We start from the raw sequence: 16,337 nt of genomic DNA, 5'->3' as shown, positions 1-16,337 counted from the left end.
CGAGTCCTTAACGACGAACTTGAACGCGCTTTCGCAAACTCCCGCATACGTACAAAATCCACATGTCGAACAAGACATTGCCCGACGAATCCGCAGCTGGCGTTTCATGAAGACGACCCGTCATTTATGACGGGCTCCCTCCAACATTTTCATACGCCCGCAGAGCCGCCCCGCATCGTTGGCGGGTCGTCTCGCGTTCGATTCGTTCGCCTGACCGGTCGATGTTCCCCGTCAAATATGACGGTCTGACAGCACAACTCGAGCGTGTTGCGATCCCCGCCGTCAATGGCAGGGGGATGCGACGGATGCGAGCAATAGCAATCACAGCTGACAAGACCGCCGCGTCCCAACAGCTCCTAAAGGAAATGCACCGTTTACGCGCTCGTGTGTTTGGCGGGCGTCTGGGCTGGGACGTCGAGATCGTGGAAGGATCGGAAAGCGACCACTTCGATGATCTCAATCCGGTCTACATTCTGGTGCTCGGAGACGGGGGCGCTGTTCTCGGCTGCGCACGGCTCCTTCCGGCGACTGGCCCAACGATGCTGGTCGATGCCTTCCCCCAGCTTCTGGCCGACGGCCGGCTCGATGCCCATCCCCGGATGATCGAGAGCTCGCGCTTTTGCGTCGACACCGGGGCGCTCGAGGCGATGACCGCACGAGGCCTTCATCGGGCGACCCTGACCCTGTTCGCTGCGATCATCGAGTGGTCGATAGGAGAGGGTTACCGCGACATAGTTACGGCAACCGATGTCCGGTTCGAACGACTGCTCGTTCGCGCCCGCTGGCCGATGCGCAGGCTAGGCGAGCCGCAAATGATCGGCGAGACTCTCAGCGTCGCCGGTACACTCCCTGCGGATGAAGTCAGTTTTGCGATGGTGCGACCGCCGGGCTATCGCTCGGAGCTTGGTGTCACCCGCCGCTCGGCCGCGTAGGGCGGGAGGCCATAGTGCAACTTCGCTCCCACCCCCGGCTCGTTCGCAAGCTCCAGGAGGCGTTCGGCGATACGATCTGCGCGGCGCTCGATGATCCGAGCGTCGTCGAGGTCATGTGCAATCCCGACGGGCAACTTTTTGTCGAACGGCTCGGCCAAGGCGTCACGCGGGTCGGCGAGATGAGCAGCGCCGCGGCCGAGATCATCATCGGCAGTGTCGCCCATGCCCTGAACTCCGAGGTCGACGACGAGCGTCCCATTGTCTCGGGTGAGCTCCCGATCGGCGCGCACCGCTTCGAAGGCCTATTGCCGCCCGTGGTCTCAGCGCCGGCCTTTGCGATCAGACGGCGCGCCTCGCGGGTGATTCCGCTCGCTGCTTATGTCCGCGACCGCATCATGACGGAGCGCCAAGCTCGTATGATCCGCCACGCGGTATCATCGCGGATGAACATAGTCGTCTCTGGTGGCACCGGCACTGGCAAAACCACGCTGACCAACGCCGTTATCGCTGAAATGGTCGCATCCACGCCCGAACACCGCGTCGTCATTCTCGAGGACACAACCGAGCTGCAGTGCGTCGCAGAGAATGCTGTCGCATTGCACACGACCGATACCGTCGACATGGCGCGGCTGCTGAAATCGACGATGAGGCTTCGCCCGGATCGCATCATCGTCGGCGAGGTACGCGACGGCGCCGCGCTCACGCTGCTAAAGGCGTGGAATACAGGCCATCCCGGTGGCATCACGACGATCCATGCCAATTCGGCGCAATCGGCACTGACGCGACTCGAGCAGCTGACTGCCGAGGCGAGCCAGCAACCGATGCAGGCGGTGATCGGCGAAGCCGTGGATCTCATCGTCTCCATCGAAAAGACAGCGCGCAGTCGCGTCGTGCGCGACATTCTTCAGGTCGAGGGCTTCGCCCACGGCGAATATCGTTTTCAATCCTGCACGGAGGAGGAGCAACGTGTCGCTTGAGCGTCGCCTTGCGCTTGGCTTTGTTACATGCGCCGCGTTGGTCATGGCAACGCACCCCGCGATTGCGGGCGGGGGAGGGGGCCTGCCATGGGAAGGCCCATTACAACAGATCCAGCAATCGATCACTGGTCCCGTCGCCGGCTTCATCGCGCTGGCGGCCGTCGCTGTCGCCGGCGGAATGCTGATCTTTGGCGGAGAGCTGAACGACTTCGCCCGGCGGCTGATGTATGTGGTCCTCGTCGCCGGCATTCTGCTTGGTGCGACACAGATCGTCGGTCTGTTCGGCGCGTCTGGCGCGTCGATCGGGATTGATCCCACTGAGGCCAGCAGTTCGGAGAGCGTCCCGCATGGCTGAGGGCTTATCCGGTCTGCATCGCTCGCGCATCCACCGCGCGCTGTCGCGTCCGAACCTGCTGCTCGGCGCCGATCGCGAGCTTGTCCTGGTGACGGGGCTCGCCGCTGTGATCCTAATTTTCGTGGTGCTGACCTGGTTCTCAGCCTTGCTCGGTCTTGCGATCTGGAGCGGCATCGTCGGCCTGCTGCGGATGATGGCAAAGGCCGACCCAATGATGCGTCAGGTATATCTGCGCCACATCCGCTATCGGCCGCGCTATCGCCCGACCTCGACGCCCTGGCGCAAATATTGAGGCCGGCCATGGTGGCGTTGCGTCAGTTTAGACATGTCGACCCCTCCTTCACGGACCTGCTTCCGTATGCGGGCCTGGTCGCACCGGGGATCATTCTATTGAAAGACGGCTCGCTCATGGCGGGCTGGTATTTTGCGGGGCCTGACAGCGAAAGCTCCACCGACGTCGAGCGCAACGAGGTGTCTCGTTTGATCAATGCCGTTCTGTCACGGCTAGGTTCCGGCTGGATGATCCAGGTGGAGGCCGTGCGTGTGCCGGCGCGAGCCTATCCCGCGCGATCAGACTGCCATTTTCCGGACGCCGTGACCCGCGCGATCGATGATGAACGGCGCCGACGCTTCGAAGCGGAAAGCGGGCATTTCGAATCTCAGCACGCGATGATCCTGACCTACCGACCACCCGAACGCCGCAAGTCCGGCCTCGCACGCTATGTGTATTCCGACGACGAAAGTCGATCGACATCGTTTGCCGACACCACACTCGCTTTCTTTCAGACCTCGATCCGCGAGGTTGAGCAATATCTCGCCAACGTACTCTCGGTTCGCCGCATGCAGACACAGGAGGTCGCGGACGAGGGGAGCGTGCGCCGCGCACGCTACGATGAGCTCTTCCAATTCATCCGCTTCAGCATCACCGGCGAAAATCATCCGATCCGGTTGCCTGAGATTCCGATGTATCTGGATTTTCTCGTGACCGCCGAGTTCCACCATGGACTGTCGCCTGTCGTGGATGATCGCTATCTGGCGGTCGTAGGCATCGACGGATTCCCCGCGGAGAGCTGGCCCGGCATCCTCAATGGTCTCGACCTCATGCCGCTGACCTATCGCTGGTCGAGCCGCTTCATGTTTCTCGACGACCAGGAGGCACGGGCTCGCCTCGAGCGTACACGGAAGAAATGGCAGCAGAAGGTACGGCCCTTCTTCGATCAGCTTTTCCAAACCCAAAGCCGTGCGCTCGATCAGGACGCCATGTTGATGGTGGCCGAAACGGAGGATGCGATCGGTCAAGCCTCCTCTGGTCTCGTTGCCTACGGATACTACACGACTGTGATCGTGCTGTTCGACACAGACGAACGCCGTCTCCGTGATAAAGCGGAAGCCGTCCGTCGGCTCGTCCAGGCGGAAGGCTTTGGAGCACGCATTGAGACCTTGAACGCAACCGAGGCCTATCTCGGCTCGTTGCCGGGAAACTGGTACACGAACATCCGCGAACCGCTCATCAGCACCCGCAATCTCGCCGACCTCATCCCTCTTAATGCGGTGTGGTCCGGCAGCCAAACCGCACCCTGTCCGTTCTATCCGCCGAACTCGCCGCCGCTGATGCAGGTCGCCTCCGGATCGACCCCTTTCCGGATGAATCTCCACGTCGACGACGTCGGTCACACACTGGTGTTCGGCCCGACAGGCTCCGGCAAGTCGACTTTGCTTGCACTCATCGCGGCGCAGTTTCGACGTTACGCTGGCGCTCAGCTCTTTTGTTTCGACAAGGGCCGTTCGATGTTTCCGCTGACGATCGCCGCCGGCGGAGATCACTACGACGTGGGCGGAGGCGAAGGTCTGTCTTTCTGTCCACTCGCCGAACTCAAGGACGACTCCGATCGCGCCTGGGCGGCCGAATGGATCGAGACGCTGGTGGCGCTGCAGGGCGTCAAGATTACGCCGGATCATCGCAACGCGATCACGCATCAGATCGCCTTAATGGCAGCGGCGCGCGGACGCTCGATCTCTGATTTTGTATCGGGCGTGCAGTTTCGCGAGATAAAGGACGCGCTTCACCCCTACACGGTCGATGGCCCGATGGGCCACCTGCTCGATGCAGAGCAGGACGGCCTGTTGATGTCCGATTTTCAAACGTTCGAGATTGAAACGCTCATGAACATGGGCGAACGGAATCTTGTACCAGTGTTGCTGTATCTGTTCCGCCGCATCGAGAAGCGGCTGACCGGCGCACCCAGCCTCATTATCCTTGACGAGGCGTGGCTGATGCTCGGACACCCGACCTTCCGCGACAAGATCCGCGAATGGCTCAAGGTGCTGCGCAAAGCCAATTGCGCAGTGCTGCTCGCCACTCAATCGATCTCTGACGCCGAGCGTTCGGGAATCATCGACGTGCTCAAGGAATCGTGTCCGACGAAGATCTGCCTGCCGAACGGCGCAGCCCGCGAGACTGGCACGCGCGATTTCTACGAGCGCATCGGTTTCAATGAACGCCAGATCGAAATTGTCGCGACCGCAATACCGAAGCGTGAGTACTACGTAGCCTCACCCGTCGGCCGGCGGCTTTTCGATATGGCCTTGGGGCCGATCACGCTGTCGTTTGTTGGCGCGACGGGCAAGGACGACCTCACTCGGATCGCCGAGCTGCGTCAGCAGCATGGCGCGGACTGGCCCGCACGATGGCTTCAAGCAAGGGGAGTGGCCGATGCCGACACGCTTCTTTCCGCGTAGGCGCGCAATTGCCGTGGTGATCTGCTGCCTTGTCACCGCCGGGCCTGCGTCAGCGGGTGGCGGTGGCGCTTTGACCGGCGGGGCTACTGAATGGACTCAAATCCTCAACAACACCGAATTGGTCGGTCTCGTCGGTCAATCGACACAGCAGATCAACAACCAGATCACCCAGATCACGCAGCTTGCGCAGCAGATCCAGAACCAGCTCCGCATCTACGAGAACATGCTGCAGAATACTGCGCGGCTGCCGACCCAAATTTGGGGGCAGGTCGAGAACGATCTTAACCGGCTCCGCAACATCGTCGGGCAGGGACAGGGCATCGCGTTTTCGATGGGGAACGTCGACGACGTCCTGAAGCAACGCTTCAAGAGCTACTCCGACTTCAAGACGAACCTGCCGAATGGCTCGACGTTCTCCTCAACCTGGCAGAACTGGTCGACAACGAACCGTGACACCATCGGCGCCAGCCTGAAGGCGGCGGGCCTCACTTCGGATCAGTTTACAACAGAAGAAGCGACGATGAGCCAGTTGCGCGGCATGTCGCAGAGCGCAGACGGTCAGATGAAGGCGCTTCAGGTCGGACACCAGATCGCTGCTCAACAAGTCGCTCAGATGCAGAAATTGCGTGGACTGTTCGCGCAACAGGTCACGATGATGGGGACTTGGTTTCACTCCAAACAGGCGGAACAAGATCTTGCGCAAGCGCGGCGCGACGGCTTCTTTACCTCCACCGCGCCGTCGACAAGCGGCGGACAAAGAATGGAGCCGCGCTGGTGACACTCAAATACATCATCCTGATCGTCGCTTTGATTGTACTCGCTGCTGGCGGAGCATGGTTCAGCACCGTCTATCAATCGAAACAGCAGCGGAACGACGCCGCATCCCATTTCTTTGACGCGCCACAAAAGTACGACACCAAGGGCGGGCAGCCGATGAAGCCGCGCTGGAATGAGTAGGCGCCGATGTTGACTCACGATCGAGGCGGTATCCCGGTCGTCATCCTTGTGCTGATGCTGCTGGCGACGCCGGCGTTGGCGCAGGACGGCAGCGTTCTGACGACGTTGGAGAACCAGGTCGTGACCGCGGCGAAGGGCTGGGAATCCACGGTGATGCAGGCGGCGCGGTCGCTGTTCTGGATTCTCGCGGCCATCGAGATCGGCGTTGCGGCGATCTGGCTGGCGCTACAAGCCGCCTCGCTCGACAGTTGGTTCGCCGAGCTCGTGCGCCGCATCCTTTTTATCGGCCTTTTCGCCTTTATCCTCGACCGTGGCCCAAGTTTCGCAAAGGCTATCGTCAACAGCCTTTTCCAGATTGGCGCCGGTGGCGGTGATGCCTCGCCGGCGAACGTTTTCAATGCGGGCCTGAAGGTCGCTTCCGCAATGTCGGAAAAGGCGAAGTTCGGTTTGTTCGAGGATAATGCGCTGGCGATCGCGGCGGTGTTGGCGATGGTCGTCGTTGTCGTCGCATTCTCACTGGTCGCCGCCATCTTCGTCTCTGTGATGGTGGAAATGTATGTTGGGCTGCTCGCTGGCATGATCATGCTTGGCCTCGGCGGCTCGTCCTTCACCAAGGATTTCACTATCCGCTATCTTGTCTACGCCTTCAGCGTCGGCATGAAGCTGATGGCCTTGGTGATGATCGCGCGCATTGGCTCGGAGGTGCTACTGGGCCTCGCCAATGAGCCGTCGAGCGGCGATCAATATCTCAAGACCCTGGCCATCGCGGGCATCTCCGTCGTCGTCTTTATGGTGTCGATGTACGTTCCGAGCATCATTCAGGGCGTTGTCCAGGGAGTATCAGTCACGGGTGGCATGGAGGTGCTGCGCGCCGGCGGTCAGGTCGCGTCGTTTGCGGGTGGGGCGGCCTCGATGGCCGCAGGCGCGGCATCTCTTGGCGCCGGTGCGGCGCGTGCCGGCGCATCCAGTTTTGGTGACGCGCGCAACGCCGGCAGTTCGTTCGGCGCGGCTGCGCTGAAGGGGATGGGTGAGGGCATCGCGGCGGCGGGCTCTTCGCTTGCATCAGCGGCACGCGACAAGGCAATTGGGATTCCGGGGACGTGGGGCGCGTCCACGCTTGGTTTGGCCAATGCGAAGCTTTCCGAGCGGCGTAACCAGACGCCATCCGGGCAACGTCAAAACAACGTGGATGAGCGTCAATAAGTGGGGGCGGGCAGGGGATGTCGCCGCATTCGATACCTGAGAATCCATACCTTGCTGCACGGCAGGAGTGGAACGAACGTTACGGCTCTTATGTGAAGGCAGCCGCCGCATGGCGGCTTGTCGGACTCACGAGTTTAGTCTTGGCCGTCCTTGGAACCGCTTATGGCCTGTATCAAAGCACGCAGGTGAAGCTGGTCCCTTATATTATCGAGGTTGATAAGCTGGGGAACGCGGTTAATGCCGGCTATCCGCAGCAGATCGACTACGCCGATCCGCGGGTAGTGCGCGCGACACTTGGCGCCTTCGTCGCCAATTTCCGGTCGGTCTCGCCTGATACCGTCGTCCAGAAGCAATACATCGATCGCACCTACGCGTTGCTCCGCACCGCCGATCCCGCCACTGAAAAGATCAACTCCTGGTATCGCGAAAACTCCCCGTTCGTGAAGGCTCGTGCGGCGACGATTGCCATCGAAGTCAACAACGTCGTCGCGTTGTCGAACCAAAGCTATCAAATCGATTGGACCGAGTTTGAGCGCGATCGACGCGGCAAGGAGATTGCGACACGTCGCTTTCGTGGAGTGGCCACTGTGACACTGACCCCGCCGCAGGATGAGCAAACCATTCGTTTCAATCCCATCGGGCTTTACCTGCGCGATTTCGATTGGACGGCGCAACTATGAGCAGGCGGGAGGGGGATATTGCGATGAGTGCGAACGGTGTATGCCGATCGATGATTTTGGCAGGCTTGCTGATCGGTGCAGCAATCGGGTTGGCTGACGATGCGTCAGCCCAACGGATGAGCTCCAATGAGGCCAGAGGCACGCAGCTTTCCGGCCGATGGCGCGGCGCACCAGGTCTGGTGACACGCGGGCCTGATGGCAAAGTCATTTTTCTCTTTGGCGAGGTTCAACCGTCGGTCGTCTGCTCACCGTTGCAAGTGTGTGACGTCGAGCTTCAGGCAGGCGAGGTCGTGCGGGACGTTCTTGTCGGCGATACCGTCCGATGGAAGGTCGAACCTGCTACCTCGGGGGCTGTCGGCGGTCAGGCGATCCATCTGATCGTGAAGCCGGCCGAGCCGAATCTTGTTACCTCGATGGTGGTGACGACGTCAAAACGGACCTACCACATCCAGCTCAAGTCGCACCTGACGCAATATATGGCGCGAGTCGCTTTCGAGTATCCGGATGAAAATGGATCGAGGTGGTCCGACATCAATGCGCGGATGGAAGCCAGCGTCGTTCCCGGAGCAAATGTCCCGGCCGAGCAATTGAACTTTGAATACCAACTCAGTGGCAATGCGAGCTGGCGGCCGACCCGCGTCTATTCCGATGGGCAGAAGACCTACATTCAGTTCCCTTCATCGATGGCCGGCCAGGACGCGCCGGTGCTGTTCGCCATTTCCGGAGGTGAGAACCGCATCGTCAACTACCGGATGAAGGGTTCGATGATGATCGTCGACTATCACATCGACCGCGCGGTGCTGATCTCCGGCGTTGGCTGGTGGTGGCAGGAAAAAGTCTCGATCTGGCGGGGAGGTTAGCCGTGAGCGCACTCAGACGCCTTATCGGGATCGCAACGCTGGGCTTGCAGGTCGCGGCCTGCACGGCGGTCGGCGGCCAGAGCTTTATGTCGAGCGGATCCCGCGCAGAGTTGTCGGCGGCCGCCGCTGACGCCATAGCTGGCGACATTGTGAGCCGCCTGGCTGAACGTATCGGGCCGGGCAAAGCGACGATCGTGTTGAAGATCGATGACTCGCCGTTCGGTCGCGCGCTTGAGGGCTCACTTCGGCGTTGGGGATATGCTGTCGCGACCGATCAGAAAGCCGACGAGCGAGCGATCGCGCTGGCCTATGTGGTTGACACCTATGACGGCACAGTCCTGGCGCGGCTGACGACGCCGCAGTTCGCTCTTGGCCGCGCCTATAAAGTAACGGCTACCGGCGCATCGCCGTCGAGTCCGGTGTCCGTCCTCGAGCGCGGGTGAGGGATCAGGACGATGACGCAATCACTCGATTTGAATGGGGCCGCTCCGAACGGGCCAAAAATGCGACGCCTCAACCGGCTGCCGGTGATCGTGGCGATCGTGTTGGCCGTCCTGTTCTTTGGCGTGATCTTCTACGGTTTGTCGACACGGGGACTCTATTTCAGGGGAGATCGCCAGGCCGACGGACTCTCGTCGGGTTCCGCTTCGACCTATGCCGACCAAATGAAACGTGGGGTACCGAACGGAATCATCGACGATCCCAACGCGACGCAAGTCTTGCAACCGACGCCGCCCGTTGCACCGGAGCGGCCAGCAGCCAATCCGTTTACGCCGGCACGCGAGTCTCAAACGCAGCAGGCGGCCATGGAGACGGAGGAAGCGTGGCGATTGCGGATGCAACGTGAGCAGCAGGAACAATTCATGCGCGAACAGCAGCGTCAGCGTATGGCACGATATCAGGCCAATGGGGCGGCATACGATTCCCCGCTTGCGATCAATCTGGCCAAGCTGCAAACGAACGTCGCGACGGCGTCAGGTCCCGCGACTGCGCCAGCGTCAGCGCCGGGCGTCGCACGCCCGACGGGCGCGGCCGACCTTTATGCGGCAGCGATGCGGGCCGGATTGGGACAACCGGTCGACCCCAACGGCCAGACGAACAAGGAGAGCTTTATCAATCAGGACTTGAAGAAGCTCGGCTATGTTCCGAACTCGGTCGTTCCTCAACGCTCACCTTACGAGCTCAAGCGCGGTTCGATTATTCCGGCAACTCTCATAACCGGCATCAACTCGGATCTTCCCGGTCGCATCACCGCGCAGGTCAGTCAGAATGTCTTCGACAGCGCGACAGGCCATCATCTGCTGATCCCGCAGGGAACGAGATTGCTTGGGCGCTATGATTCAAAAGTGACGTTCGGTCAAAGCCGCGTCCTCGTGGTGTGGACGGATATCATCCTCCCGAACGGTTCTACTCTTCAGATCGGCGCGATGGCGGGCTCCGATGCTGAAGGCTATGGCGGCTTCAAGGACCAGGTCGACAACCACTATTTCCAGATCTTCGGCTCTGCGATCTTGATTGCCGCGATCGGCGCCGGCACCGAGATGGCTATCCCGCGCGACCGCAGCGCGTTCGGAATGGAGAACAGCGCAGAGTATGCTGCACGACGTTCTTTTGTGGAGACGTTCGGCCGTGTTGCCGAGCGCACGATCTCAAAGAACATGGATGTGCAGCCGACACTGGAGATTCGCCCCGGCTACAAATTCAACGTCCTGGTCGATCAGGACATGGTGTTTCCAAGTGCTTACAGGAGCTAAGTTGTCGCTGTCTGACGCGTTGTTGACGCCAGTGGGGTTGGCGTTACCTTATCGACATTGGTTATGCAGACAGCAGTTTCGATATTCGCTTTCTCAAGCGCTTACATGCGCGGCTGAGAGAATCGACGTGATACGCACCTTCCTGAGCGCCGCTCCTGCCAACCAGAAAAAAATGATTGCCATTGACGCGCCGGGTCATAGCTGCGGGTGCACTGCGGACGACATGGCAGAGTTCGCGCCACGCTGTCGAAGGAAGGTCAGCGAGCAGGCTTTTGTCACCTAGCTCTGCCTCCAGCAGGTGATGCACGAGAATGCCTCCCCACACTGCGGACCCGGTCATAGAATGTCTTGGGTCGCTTGCTGCGCCCGACGTTACAATGCCGATCATGGGCATGGACCCAAAGTCGAAGCCTTTGGTGTCCAGGTCTTCGCCCCAGTAATTTCTTTCGAACGTCCCAGTCGTTTTGTATCTCAGCCCATAGCGGGGCAATCTCACGAACAATAAGGGTGGCACACCACCTCTGATCAGAAGGAAGCCGGGGCATGTATAAGCTGCATGTGTTGGATGGCGAACTTGATAACTTGATTGATGCTTTGGAGCTTGCCCGCGATCAACGAATGATCAAGCAGGCGCTACGACATTTCTGTGAGTCCAACGGCTTTGATCGTTTTGCTCATCTCAACGTTAGATCGACTGAAACCTGTGTGCTGACGACCTATCCAGCGGAATGGCAACGACTGTATTTCGATAAGAAGTACGCGTTGATTGATCCTGTCGTCATAAGCGCGAAGCGGAATATGGAGATTTTCTCGTGGTCGCAGGACGACGCCTCGAAATATTCGAAGGACGTGAAGCGTTTCTTCCGCGAAGCAGATGATTTCGGAATTCGATCTGGGTTATCCATTCCTATTCGAACGCCATTTGGAGGTACCGCGATCTTGACGCTCGCCTCCGAGCAGAGGCGGGTCGATTTCGCAGGAATCCAGGATACGGTCCGGGCGATGAATGCCGTTGCTTTTGCCCATGCTCACTTGAATCGTGTTGCCGCAGCGCCATGCCGCCGAACAAAATACGAGCTGACACCACGGGAAGTGACATGCCTGACTTGGGCATCACTCGGGAAGACGATGAGCGAGATTGCCGATCTGCTGCAGATCGATGTCCGCACCGTACGAAACTATTTGGATTTGGCACGCGAAAAGCTAGGCGGAAGCAACATCGCCCATGCGGTTCGACTTGCCGTGATGCAACATCTCATCTAATGCGACGCCTGAATATCTTAGTCGACTGGCACGACCGGTACATATCCAAGACGCTCGATCAGTGTTGCCACCAAAAACTGTTTAGCACTATGCGCTAACATCTGCCTCACGTACTCTCCGTGGAGTGCATGAACGGTCGCTGGCGCAGCTTTCTCGCGGCTCGCCAGCCACGCATTATGGGCGCATTCGGCTTGATCGAGCGCAGAGCGATAGTCGCGTATCGCTTCGATCGTCAGCTTTTCGATCTCATCGTCAGACAGCGGCTCGATGAGCGCCTCCATCGCAGTTGCGGTGTCAGCATTGCTGAGTGTGTGATCTTCTTTCTTGAAAACCATCGCATCCATCTTGAAATGGCCTGCGGTGCGCCCCCGCTGACGTTAATCCTTGTGCCCAGACCGGGGGGTAGAAATCCGTCGTAGACGGACCCTGTGACCTTTAGTACCGGAGCACCTGGACATGCGTCACAGGCCCCCGGCCAATGGCCAGAGGATTCCGGTGCCATGTCAGCTGGCACCAACCGCTACGAAGGGGTTTCTACGCCCCGGACAGCGCGTACTGTCCGATTGGGCTTATATTCTGAGGCGTTTGATCATTCCAGATGTAACGTGCGACGCGGTTAGTTTTTGAGCTTAATCTTCATCCCCGTGGTGCATCCCACCGAGGTGTTCCCGAGCAGGTTGCATCCGCTTCGCAATCCGAGCGGATGCTCGCTCCAGGCCACCGGCAGGCTGCTCGCAACACCACGCCTGCCGTAGCTCGCCCAGCGGGACGGATCATGCGAGGGCATTCATCTTGCCATGACAAATCGGTGCCGATTCACTGCTTGAGCCCGGCGCGAGCATGCTCGGGCAGCTTCCCCCGCCAAGACGTGGGGAACCGTGCCGGGTCCTGGTGAGTGCACTCACGGAGACAGGCAATATTTTGGGGCGCTTGCTCTTGGAGGGTGATCGAGGGCCGACGGATTGAAATCCCAGATTTGCCACAATGACTCGACTCGCCAGCGTGCGCCACGTTATGTTTGTCGGACTATAACCATCGCGACAGCCCACCCATTTCTCTAATCCAGAGACAGCAACGATGGCAGTTTGTATTTCGCCGGTTCTTACCGCATCTCGAACCTGTTGCCCGAAATACGCAGATGCATCTCAGGGGTGCGAGCTCGCTAACGTCTCGTTCGATTTTTCAGCGGGTACATGCCGCCGCAAACATGCGCTGTTTGCATCCACGGCAATTGCCGCTCTTCTTTTGCTGCCGTCACCGCTTTGGGCTGGGCCTAATGGAGGGACGGTTGTCGACGGCGCGGCGACGATTTCCCAGGCGGGTCCTGCAACCAATATCAACCAATCCACGAACAAGGCATCATCAACTGGCAGGGCTTCTCTGTCGGTGCGAACGAGAGCGTGAACTTCTATCAGCCTGGCGCATCGTCGGTGACATTGAACCGCGTTATCGGCAACGAGACCAGCGTGATCAACGGCGCGATCAACGCCAACGGCCAGGTCTTCATCGTCAACTCCGCGGGTGTGCTGTTCGGCAAGGGTTCGCAGATCAATGTCGGCGGACTCGTCGCCTCGACCCAAGATATCTCCAACAAGGATTTATGGCTGGGAACTATACGTTCTCGGGCACCTCGAACGCGGCGGTGATCAACCAGGGTCGCATCCGGGCACACAATGGAGGATATGTCGCGCTGCTTGGCAAGACGGTGTCAAACGACGGCGTGATCTCGGCGCGGCTTGGCACTGTGGCGATGGCGGCTGGCGAGAAGATGACGCTGAACTTCGAGGGCAACTCGCTCCTCGACGTCACCATCGACAAGGGCACACTCAACGCGCTGGTCGAGAACAAACGCGCGATCCGCGCCGATGGCGGCCAGGTTATCCTGACCGCGAAGGCGGCAGACCAATTGCTCTCCGCGCAAGTCAACAACACCGGCATCGTGCAGGCGCGCACGATCGCAGCGCTGAAGGGCGGATCAGGGAAAGTCAAGATCGGCAAGATCAAGATTGTAGCCGAGGGCGGCAAGGCAAACGTCTCGGGCAAGCTGGACGCGTCGGCGCCGAAGGGCGGCAAGGGCGGATTCATCGAGACCTCTGGCGACAAGGTGAAGATTGCTGATGATGCCGTTATCACCACCAAGTCGGCAACCGGTGAGGACGGCACCTGGCTGATCGATCCGACCGACTTCAATATCGTCGCCGGCTCGGGCTCGCTGACCACCAGCGGCATCGGCGCGGGCACGCTGAGCCAGAACCTTCAGAATGGCAACATCGCTATCGCGACGATCGCCGGCGGCACGGAGAATGGTGACATCAACGTCAATGCCGCGGTGAACTGGTCCGCCAACACCACGCTGACCCTCACTGCGACGGCGGGCAACAATCTGAATGTTGCAGCTCCAGTAAGTTGGACCGGAAACCAAACTGTCACGTTCGCCGCGACGTCTGGCGATCTGTCCATTTACGATACGCTTACGCCGTCTGGCACCGGCGGAACCCTCGACCTGTGTGCTGGCGGCGATGTGAAGCTCAGTAGCGCTTTGTCGCTTGGGACGACGACGCTAGCGGCCACGGCCGGCAGCGATGTCGACATCAACGCCGCGCTGTCCTGGAGCGGCGATACCACGACCACGCTGACCGCCGGCCAGGCGATCAACATCAACGCTCCGGTCACTGCGACCGGTACGAACGCCGCATTGGCGATGACCTACGGTACCGACTACACGATATGGACTCCAGCGAGCTATTCCGGGGCAGTGCTGAACGCGGATGGCATTCCCGTCGCACAGATCGCGCCGGCGGATGCGGTCTATGGCTCCATCACCCTGTCGGGAGCTAATGCTGGCCTCACGATGAACGGGCAGGCCTACACGCTCATTCACAGCATGGCTGATCTTGCGGCGATTGCCGGGGGAACGGGTCATTACGCGCTGGCGCAGGATCTTAATGCGAGCACGCCCTATACCGATAGTGTCGTGTCGACTTTCGGAGGCACGCTCGCAGGCCTTGGTCACAAAGTCAGCAATCTCACTGTTTCCGCTACTGGCGTCTCTAACGTCGGCCTGATTGGCAAGACGAATGGAGCCGTAACGATCCGCGATATCGGGGTCGTAGATGCGAACATAGCAGGCAAAGACCATGTTGGAGCGCTTGTTGGCTATGGATCTTCTGGCCTGAAGGTCTCGCACGCTTACAGCACTGGCAGCGTTACGGGCACCGAATATGTCGGCGGGCTGATCGGACTGGCCGGGGATGCAATCACCGCGAACCCCACTACGTTTGTGAGCAATTCGTTTTCATCGGCCACTTTGGATACGGATGGTACCCAATCGTACTTGGGCGCGGATTTCGGAGGTTTGTTCGTCGGTGGGTTGATCGGCCAGGCCATCAGCGCTTCCATTACCAGTTCGCACGCGTCCGGAGCAGTCTCCGGCATCCAGAGGTTGGGCGGCCTGATCGGCGGAATCTATTATGCGACCACCGACCTGTCCTATGCGACGGGTAACGTCAAAGGGACCGGTTATACCGTAGATTCAGGAGGTACGATCACCATAGGTGTTTCGGCCGAGGTTGGTGGTTTGATCGGGTACATCGAGACTGTTTCGAGGCCAACCGCCAAGAGCTCGATCTCGAATTCATTTTCTACCGGAGCGGTCGAGGCCGACTGGAAGGTTGGGGGACTTGTTGGGGTTACAAATACGACCGCCCCGCGCGCCGGTTATGAAGCCTTTTATACCAACATCTCCAACAGCTATCACATCGGCGGGACCGTGACGGCGAAAGGCACGACCGTGAGCGGCTCGGAAGTGCGCGCCGGCGGTCTAGTAGGGGACGGAAATTATACAAACATATCCGACTCGTTCGTGATCGCAGATGTCGTTTCAAAGGCGACGGGACCATCTCAGAATATCGGCGGTCTGGTTGGATTCATGCAGTATGGCTCGGTTTCAGATTCTTATGTCGTAGGCAACGTCACCGGCGCCCTTCTGTACTCCCAGTTTGTCGGCGGACTCATCGGTAACGCTGGTGGCGCCATTGTTTCAAACTCCTCCCATACAGGTGACGTAACCGGGGGCGGATATGTAGGTGGACTTATTGGCAACGGCGGCGACGTTCGCGACTCCTGGGCGAATGGGAACGTCATCGGCGACAGCGTCGTGGGTGGTCTCGTCGGGGGCGCCGGGAACATAGCAAACTCGTGGTCGGATGGGACGGTGACCGGCCATGACAACGTCGGTGGCTTGGCAGGCCTCGGCGGCGGAATCATCACCGGCTCCTGGACGAACTCTCAGGTGATCGCCAACTCACCTGACAGCTTCAGGGTAGGAGGTTTGATTGGGCAACTGATCAATGGGTCAGTTACTAACAGTCATTGGAATGTCGAGACGTCCGGTCAGAACGATGCGTTCGGCTCGAACGATTCCGGCTATAATCCCACAGTGACGAACGTCACCGGGATGACATCTCAGCAGATGGAAGCTGCTGGGCTAAGTCCGGTAGCGCCGACGCCGATTCCGAATACCTCGACTGTGACCGGGACGTCGCCAGGGCAGGCTGCGGGTGCTGATGCTGCCGCTGCCGTCAACACTGCAGCGTGAACTTGACGCCAATGTCGATT

General features: G+C 59.7%; 16 protein-coding genes. 15 read left to right on the top strand and 1 reads right to left on the bottom strand.

What is annotated here, in order from left to right; translation table 11 throughout:
• Positions 1-305: 305 nt before the first annotated feature.
• The 13 genes from traI (at position 306) to OCA5_RS17640 (ending at position 11,720) form a co-directional block, all read left to right on the top strand.
• The gene (traI, locus tag OCA5_RS17700; protein ID WP_013913822.1) at positions 306-932 is read left to right on the top strand and encodes an acyl-homoserine-lactone synthase; all 627 of its coding nucleotides are present in this window, start codon (positions 306-308) and stop codon (positions 930-932) included.
• A gap of 11 nt (positions 933-943) precedes the next feature.
• Positions 944-1,909, top strand: a complete 966-nt coding sequence (gene trbB / locus OCA5_RS17695) for a P-type conjugative transfer ATPase TrbB (RefSeq protein WP_041559706.1) — start codon at positions 944-946, stop codon at positions 1,907-1,909.
• A complete protein-coding gene (locus tag OCA5_RS17690) occupies positions 1,899-2,264 on the top strand; it encodes a TrbC/VirB2 family protein (RefSeq protein ID WP_013913820.1) in 366 nt (121 codons plus the stop codon). Before trbB ends, OCA5_RS17690 begins: the two co-directional genes overlap by 11 nt.
• Complete coding sequence (locus OCA5_RS17685; protein ID WP_013913819.1) at positions 2,257-2,556, top strand: conjugal transfer protein TrbD; 300 nt, start codon at positions 2,257-2,259, stop codon at positions 2,554-2,556. Before OCA5_RS17690 ends, OCA5_RS17685 begins: the two co-directional genes overlap by 8 nt.
• Before the next feature lie 8 nt (positions 2,557-2,564).
• On the top strand, positions 2,565-5,003 hold the full coding sequence (locus tag OCA5_RS17680; RefSeq protein ID WP_013913818.1) for a conjugal transfer protein TrbE: 2,439 nt from the start codon (positions 2,565-2,567) through the stop codon (positions 5,001-5,003).
• Positions 4,978-5,781, top strand: coding sequence for a P-type conjugative transfer protein TrbJ (trbJ, locus tag OCA5_RS17675; RefSeq protein ID WP_013913817.1), 804 nt, complete (start codon positions 4,978-4,980; stop codon positions 5,779-5,781). The genes OCA5_RS17680 and trbJ overlap by 26 nt, the downstream gene beginning before the upstream one ends.
• Positions 5,778-5,960, top strand: coding sequence for an entry exclusion protein TrbK (trbK, locus tag OCA5_RS17670; RefSeq protein ID WP_013913816.1), 183 nt, complete (start codon positions 5,778-5,780; stop codon positions 5,958-5,960). Before trbJ ends, trbK begins: the two co-directional genes overlap by 4 nt.
• A 6-nt stretch (positions 5,961-5,966) precedes the next feature.
• A complete protein-coding gene (trbL, locus tag OCA5_RS17665) occupies positions 5,967-7,163 on the top strand; it encodes a P-type conjugative transfer protein TrbL (protein WP_013913815.1) in 1,197 nt (398 codons plus the stop codon).
• A gap of 17 nt (positions 7,164-7,180) precedes the next feature.
• Positions 7,181-7,843: a conjugal transfer protein TrbF gene (locus tag OCA5_RS17660; protein WP_013913814.1), complete on the top strand. Its 663-nt coding sequence runs from the start codon at positions 7,181-7,183 to the stop codon at positions 7,841-7,843.
• 23 nt (positions 7,844-7,866) lie between these two features.
• On the top strand, positions 7,867-8,703 hold the full coding sequence (trbG, locus tag OCA5_RS17655; RefSeq protein WP_013913813.1) for a P-type conjugative transfer protein TrbG: 837 nt from the start codon (positions 7,867-7,869) through the stop codon (positions 8,701-8,703).
• 2 nt (positions 8,704-8,705) lie between these two features.
• Positions 8,706-9,146, top strand: coding sequence for a conjugal transfer protein TrbH (gene trbH, locus OCA5_RS17650; protein ID WP_013913812.1), 441 nt, complete (start codon positions 8,706-8,708; stop codon positions 9,144-9,146).
• A gap of 12 nt (positions 9,147-9,158) precedes the next feature.
• Positions 9,159-10,457, top strand: a complete 1,299-nt coding sequence (gene trbI / locus OCA5_RS17645) for an IncP-type conjugal transfer protein TrbI (protein ID WP_013913811.1) — start codon at positions 9,159-9,161, stop codon at positions 10,455-10,457.
• A gap of 543 nt (positions 10,458-11,000) precedes the next feature.
• Positions 11,001-11,720, top strand: a complete 720-nt coding sequence (locus OCA5_RS17640; protein ID WP_013913810.1) for an autoinducer binding domain-containing protein — start codon at positions 11,001-11,003, stop codon at positions 11,718-11,720.
• A gap of 17 nt (positions 11,721-11,737) precedes the next feature.
• Here the strand turns inward: OCA5_RS17640 and OCA5_RS17635 are convergent, their stop codons facing one another.
• Positions 11,738-12,064, bottom strand: coding sequence for a transcriptional repressor TraM (locus OCA5_RS17635; protein ID WP_013913809.1), 327 nt, complete (start codon positions 12,062-12,064; stop codon positions 11,738-11,740).
• A 1,056-nt stretch (positions 12,065-13,120) separates the two neighbouring features.
• On the opposite strand from OCA5_RS17635, the gene OCA5_RS17630 reads away from it, so the two are divergent.
• Positions 13,121-13,366, top strand: coding sequence for a two-partner secretion domain-containing protein (locus OCA5_RS17630; protein ID WP_041559705.1), 246 nt, complete (start codon positions 13,121-13,123; stop codon positions 13,364-13,366).
• Positions 13,321-16,317 (top strand): beta strand repeat-containing protein, encoded by a 2,997-nt coding sequence (locus OCA5_RS17625; protein ID WP_041559704.1) that lies wholly within the window; start codon positions 13,321-13,323, stop codon positions 16,315-16,317. Before OCA5_RS17630 ends, OCA5_RS17625 begins: the two co-directional genes overlap by 46 nt.
• Positions 16,318-16,337 lie beyond the last annotated feature (20 nt).

The sequence above is a fragment of the Afipia carboxidovorans OM5 genome, assembly GCF_000218565.1.
Lineage (GTDB): Bacteria > Pseudomonadota > Alphaproteobacteria > Rhizobiales > Xanthobacteraceae > Afipia > Afipia carboxidovorans.
Note: the sequence above shows the minus strand (reverse complement) of the source record. Positions and strands in the feature narration are given on the sequence as shown.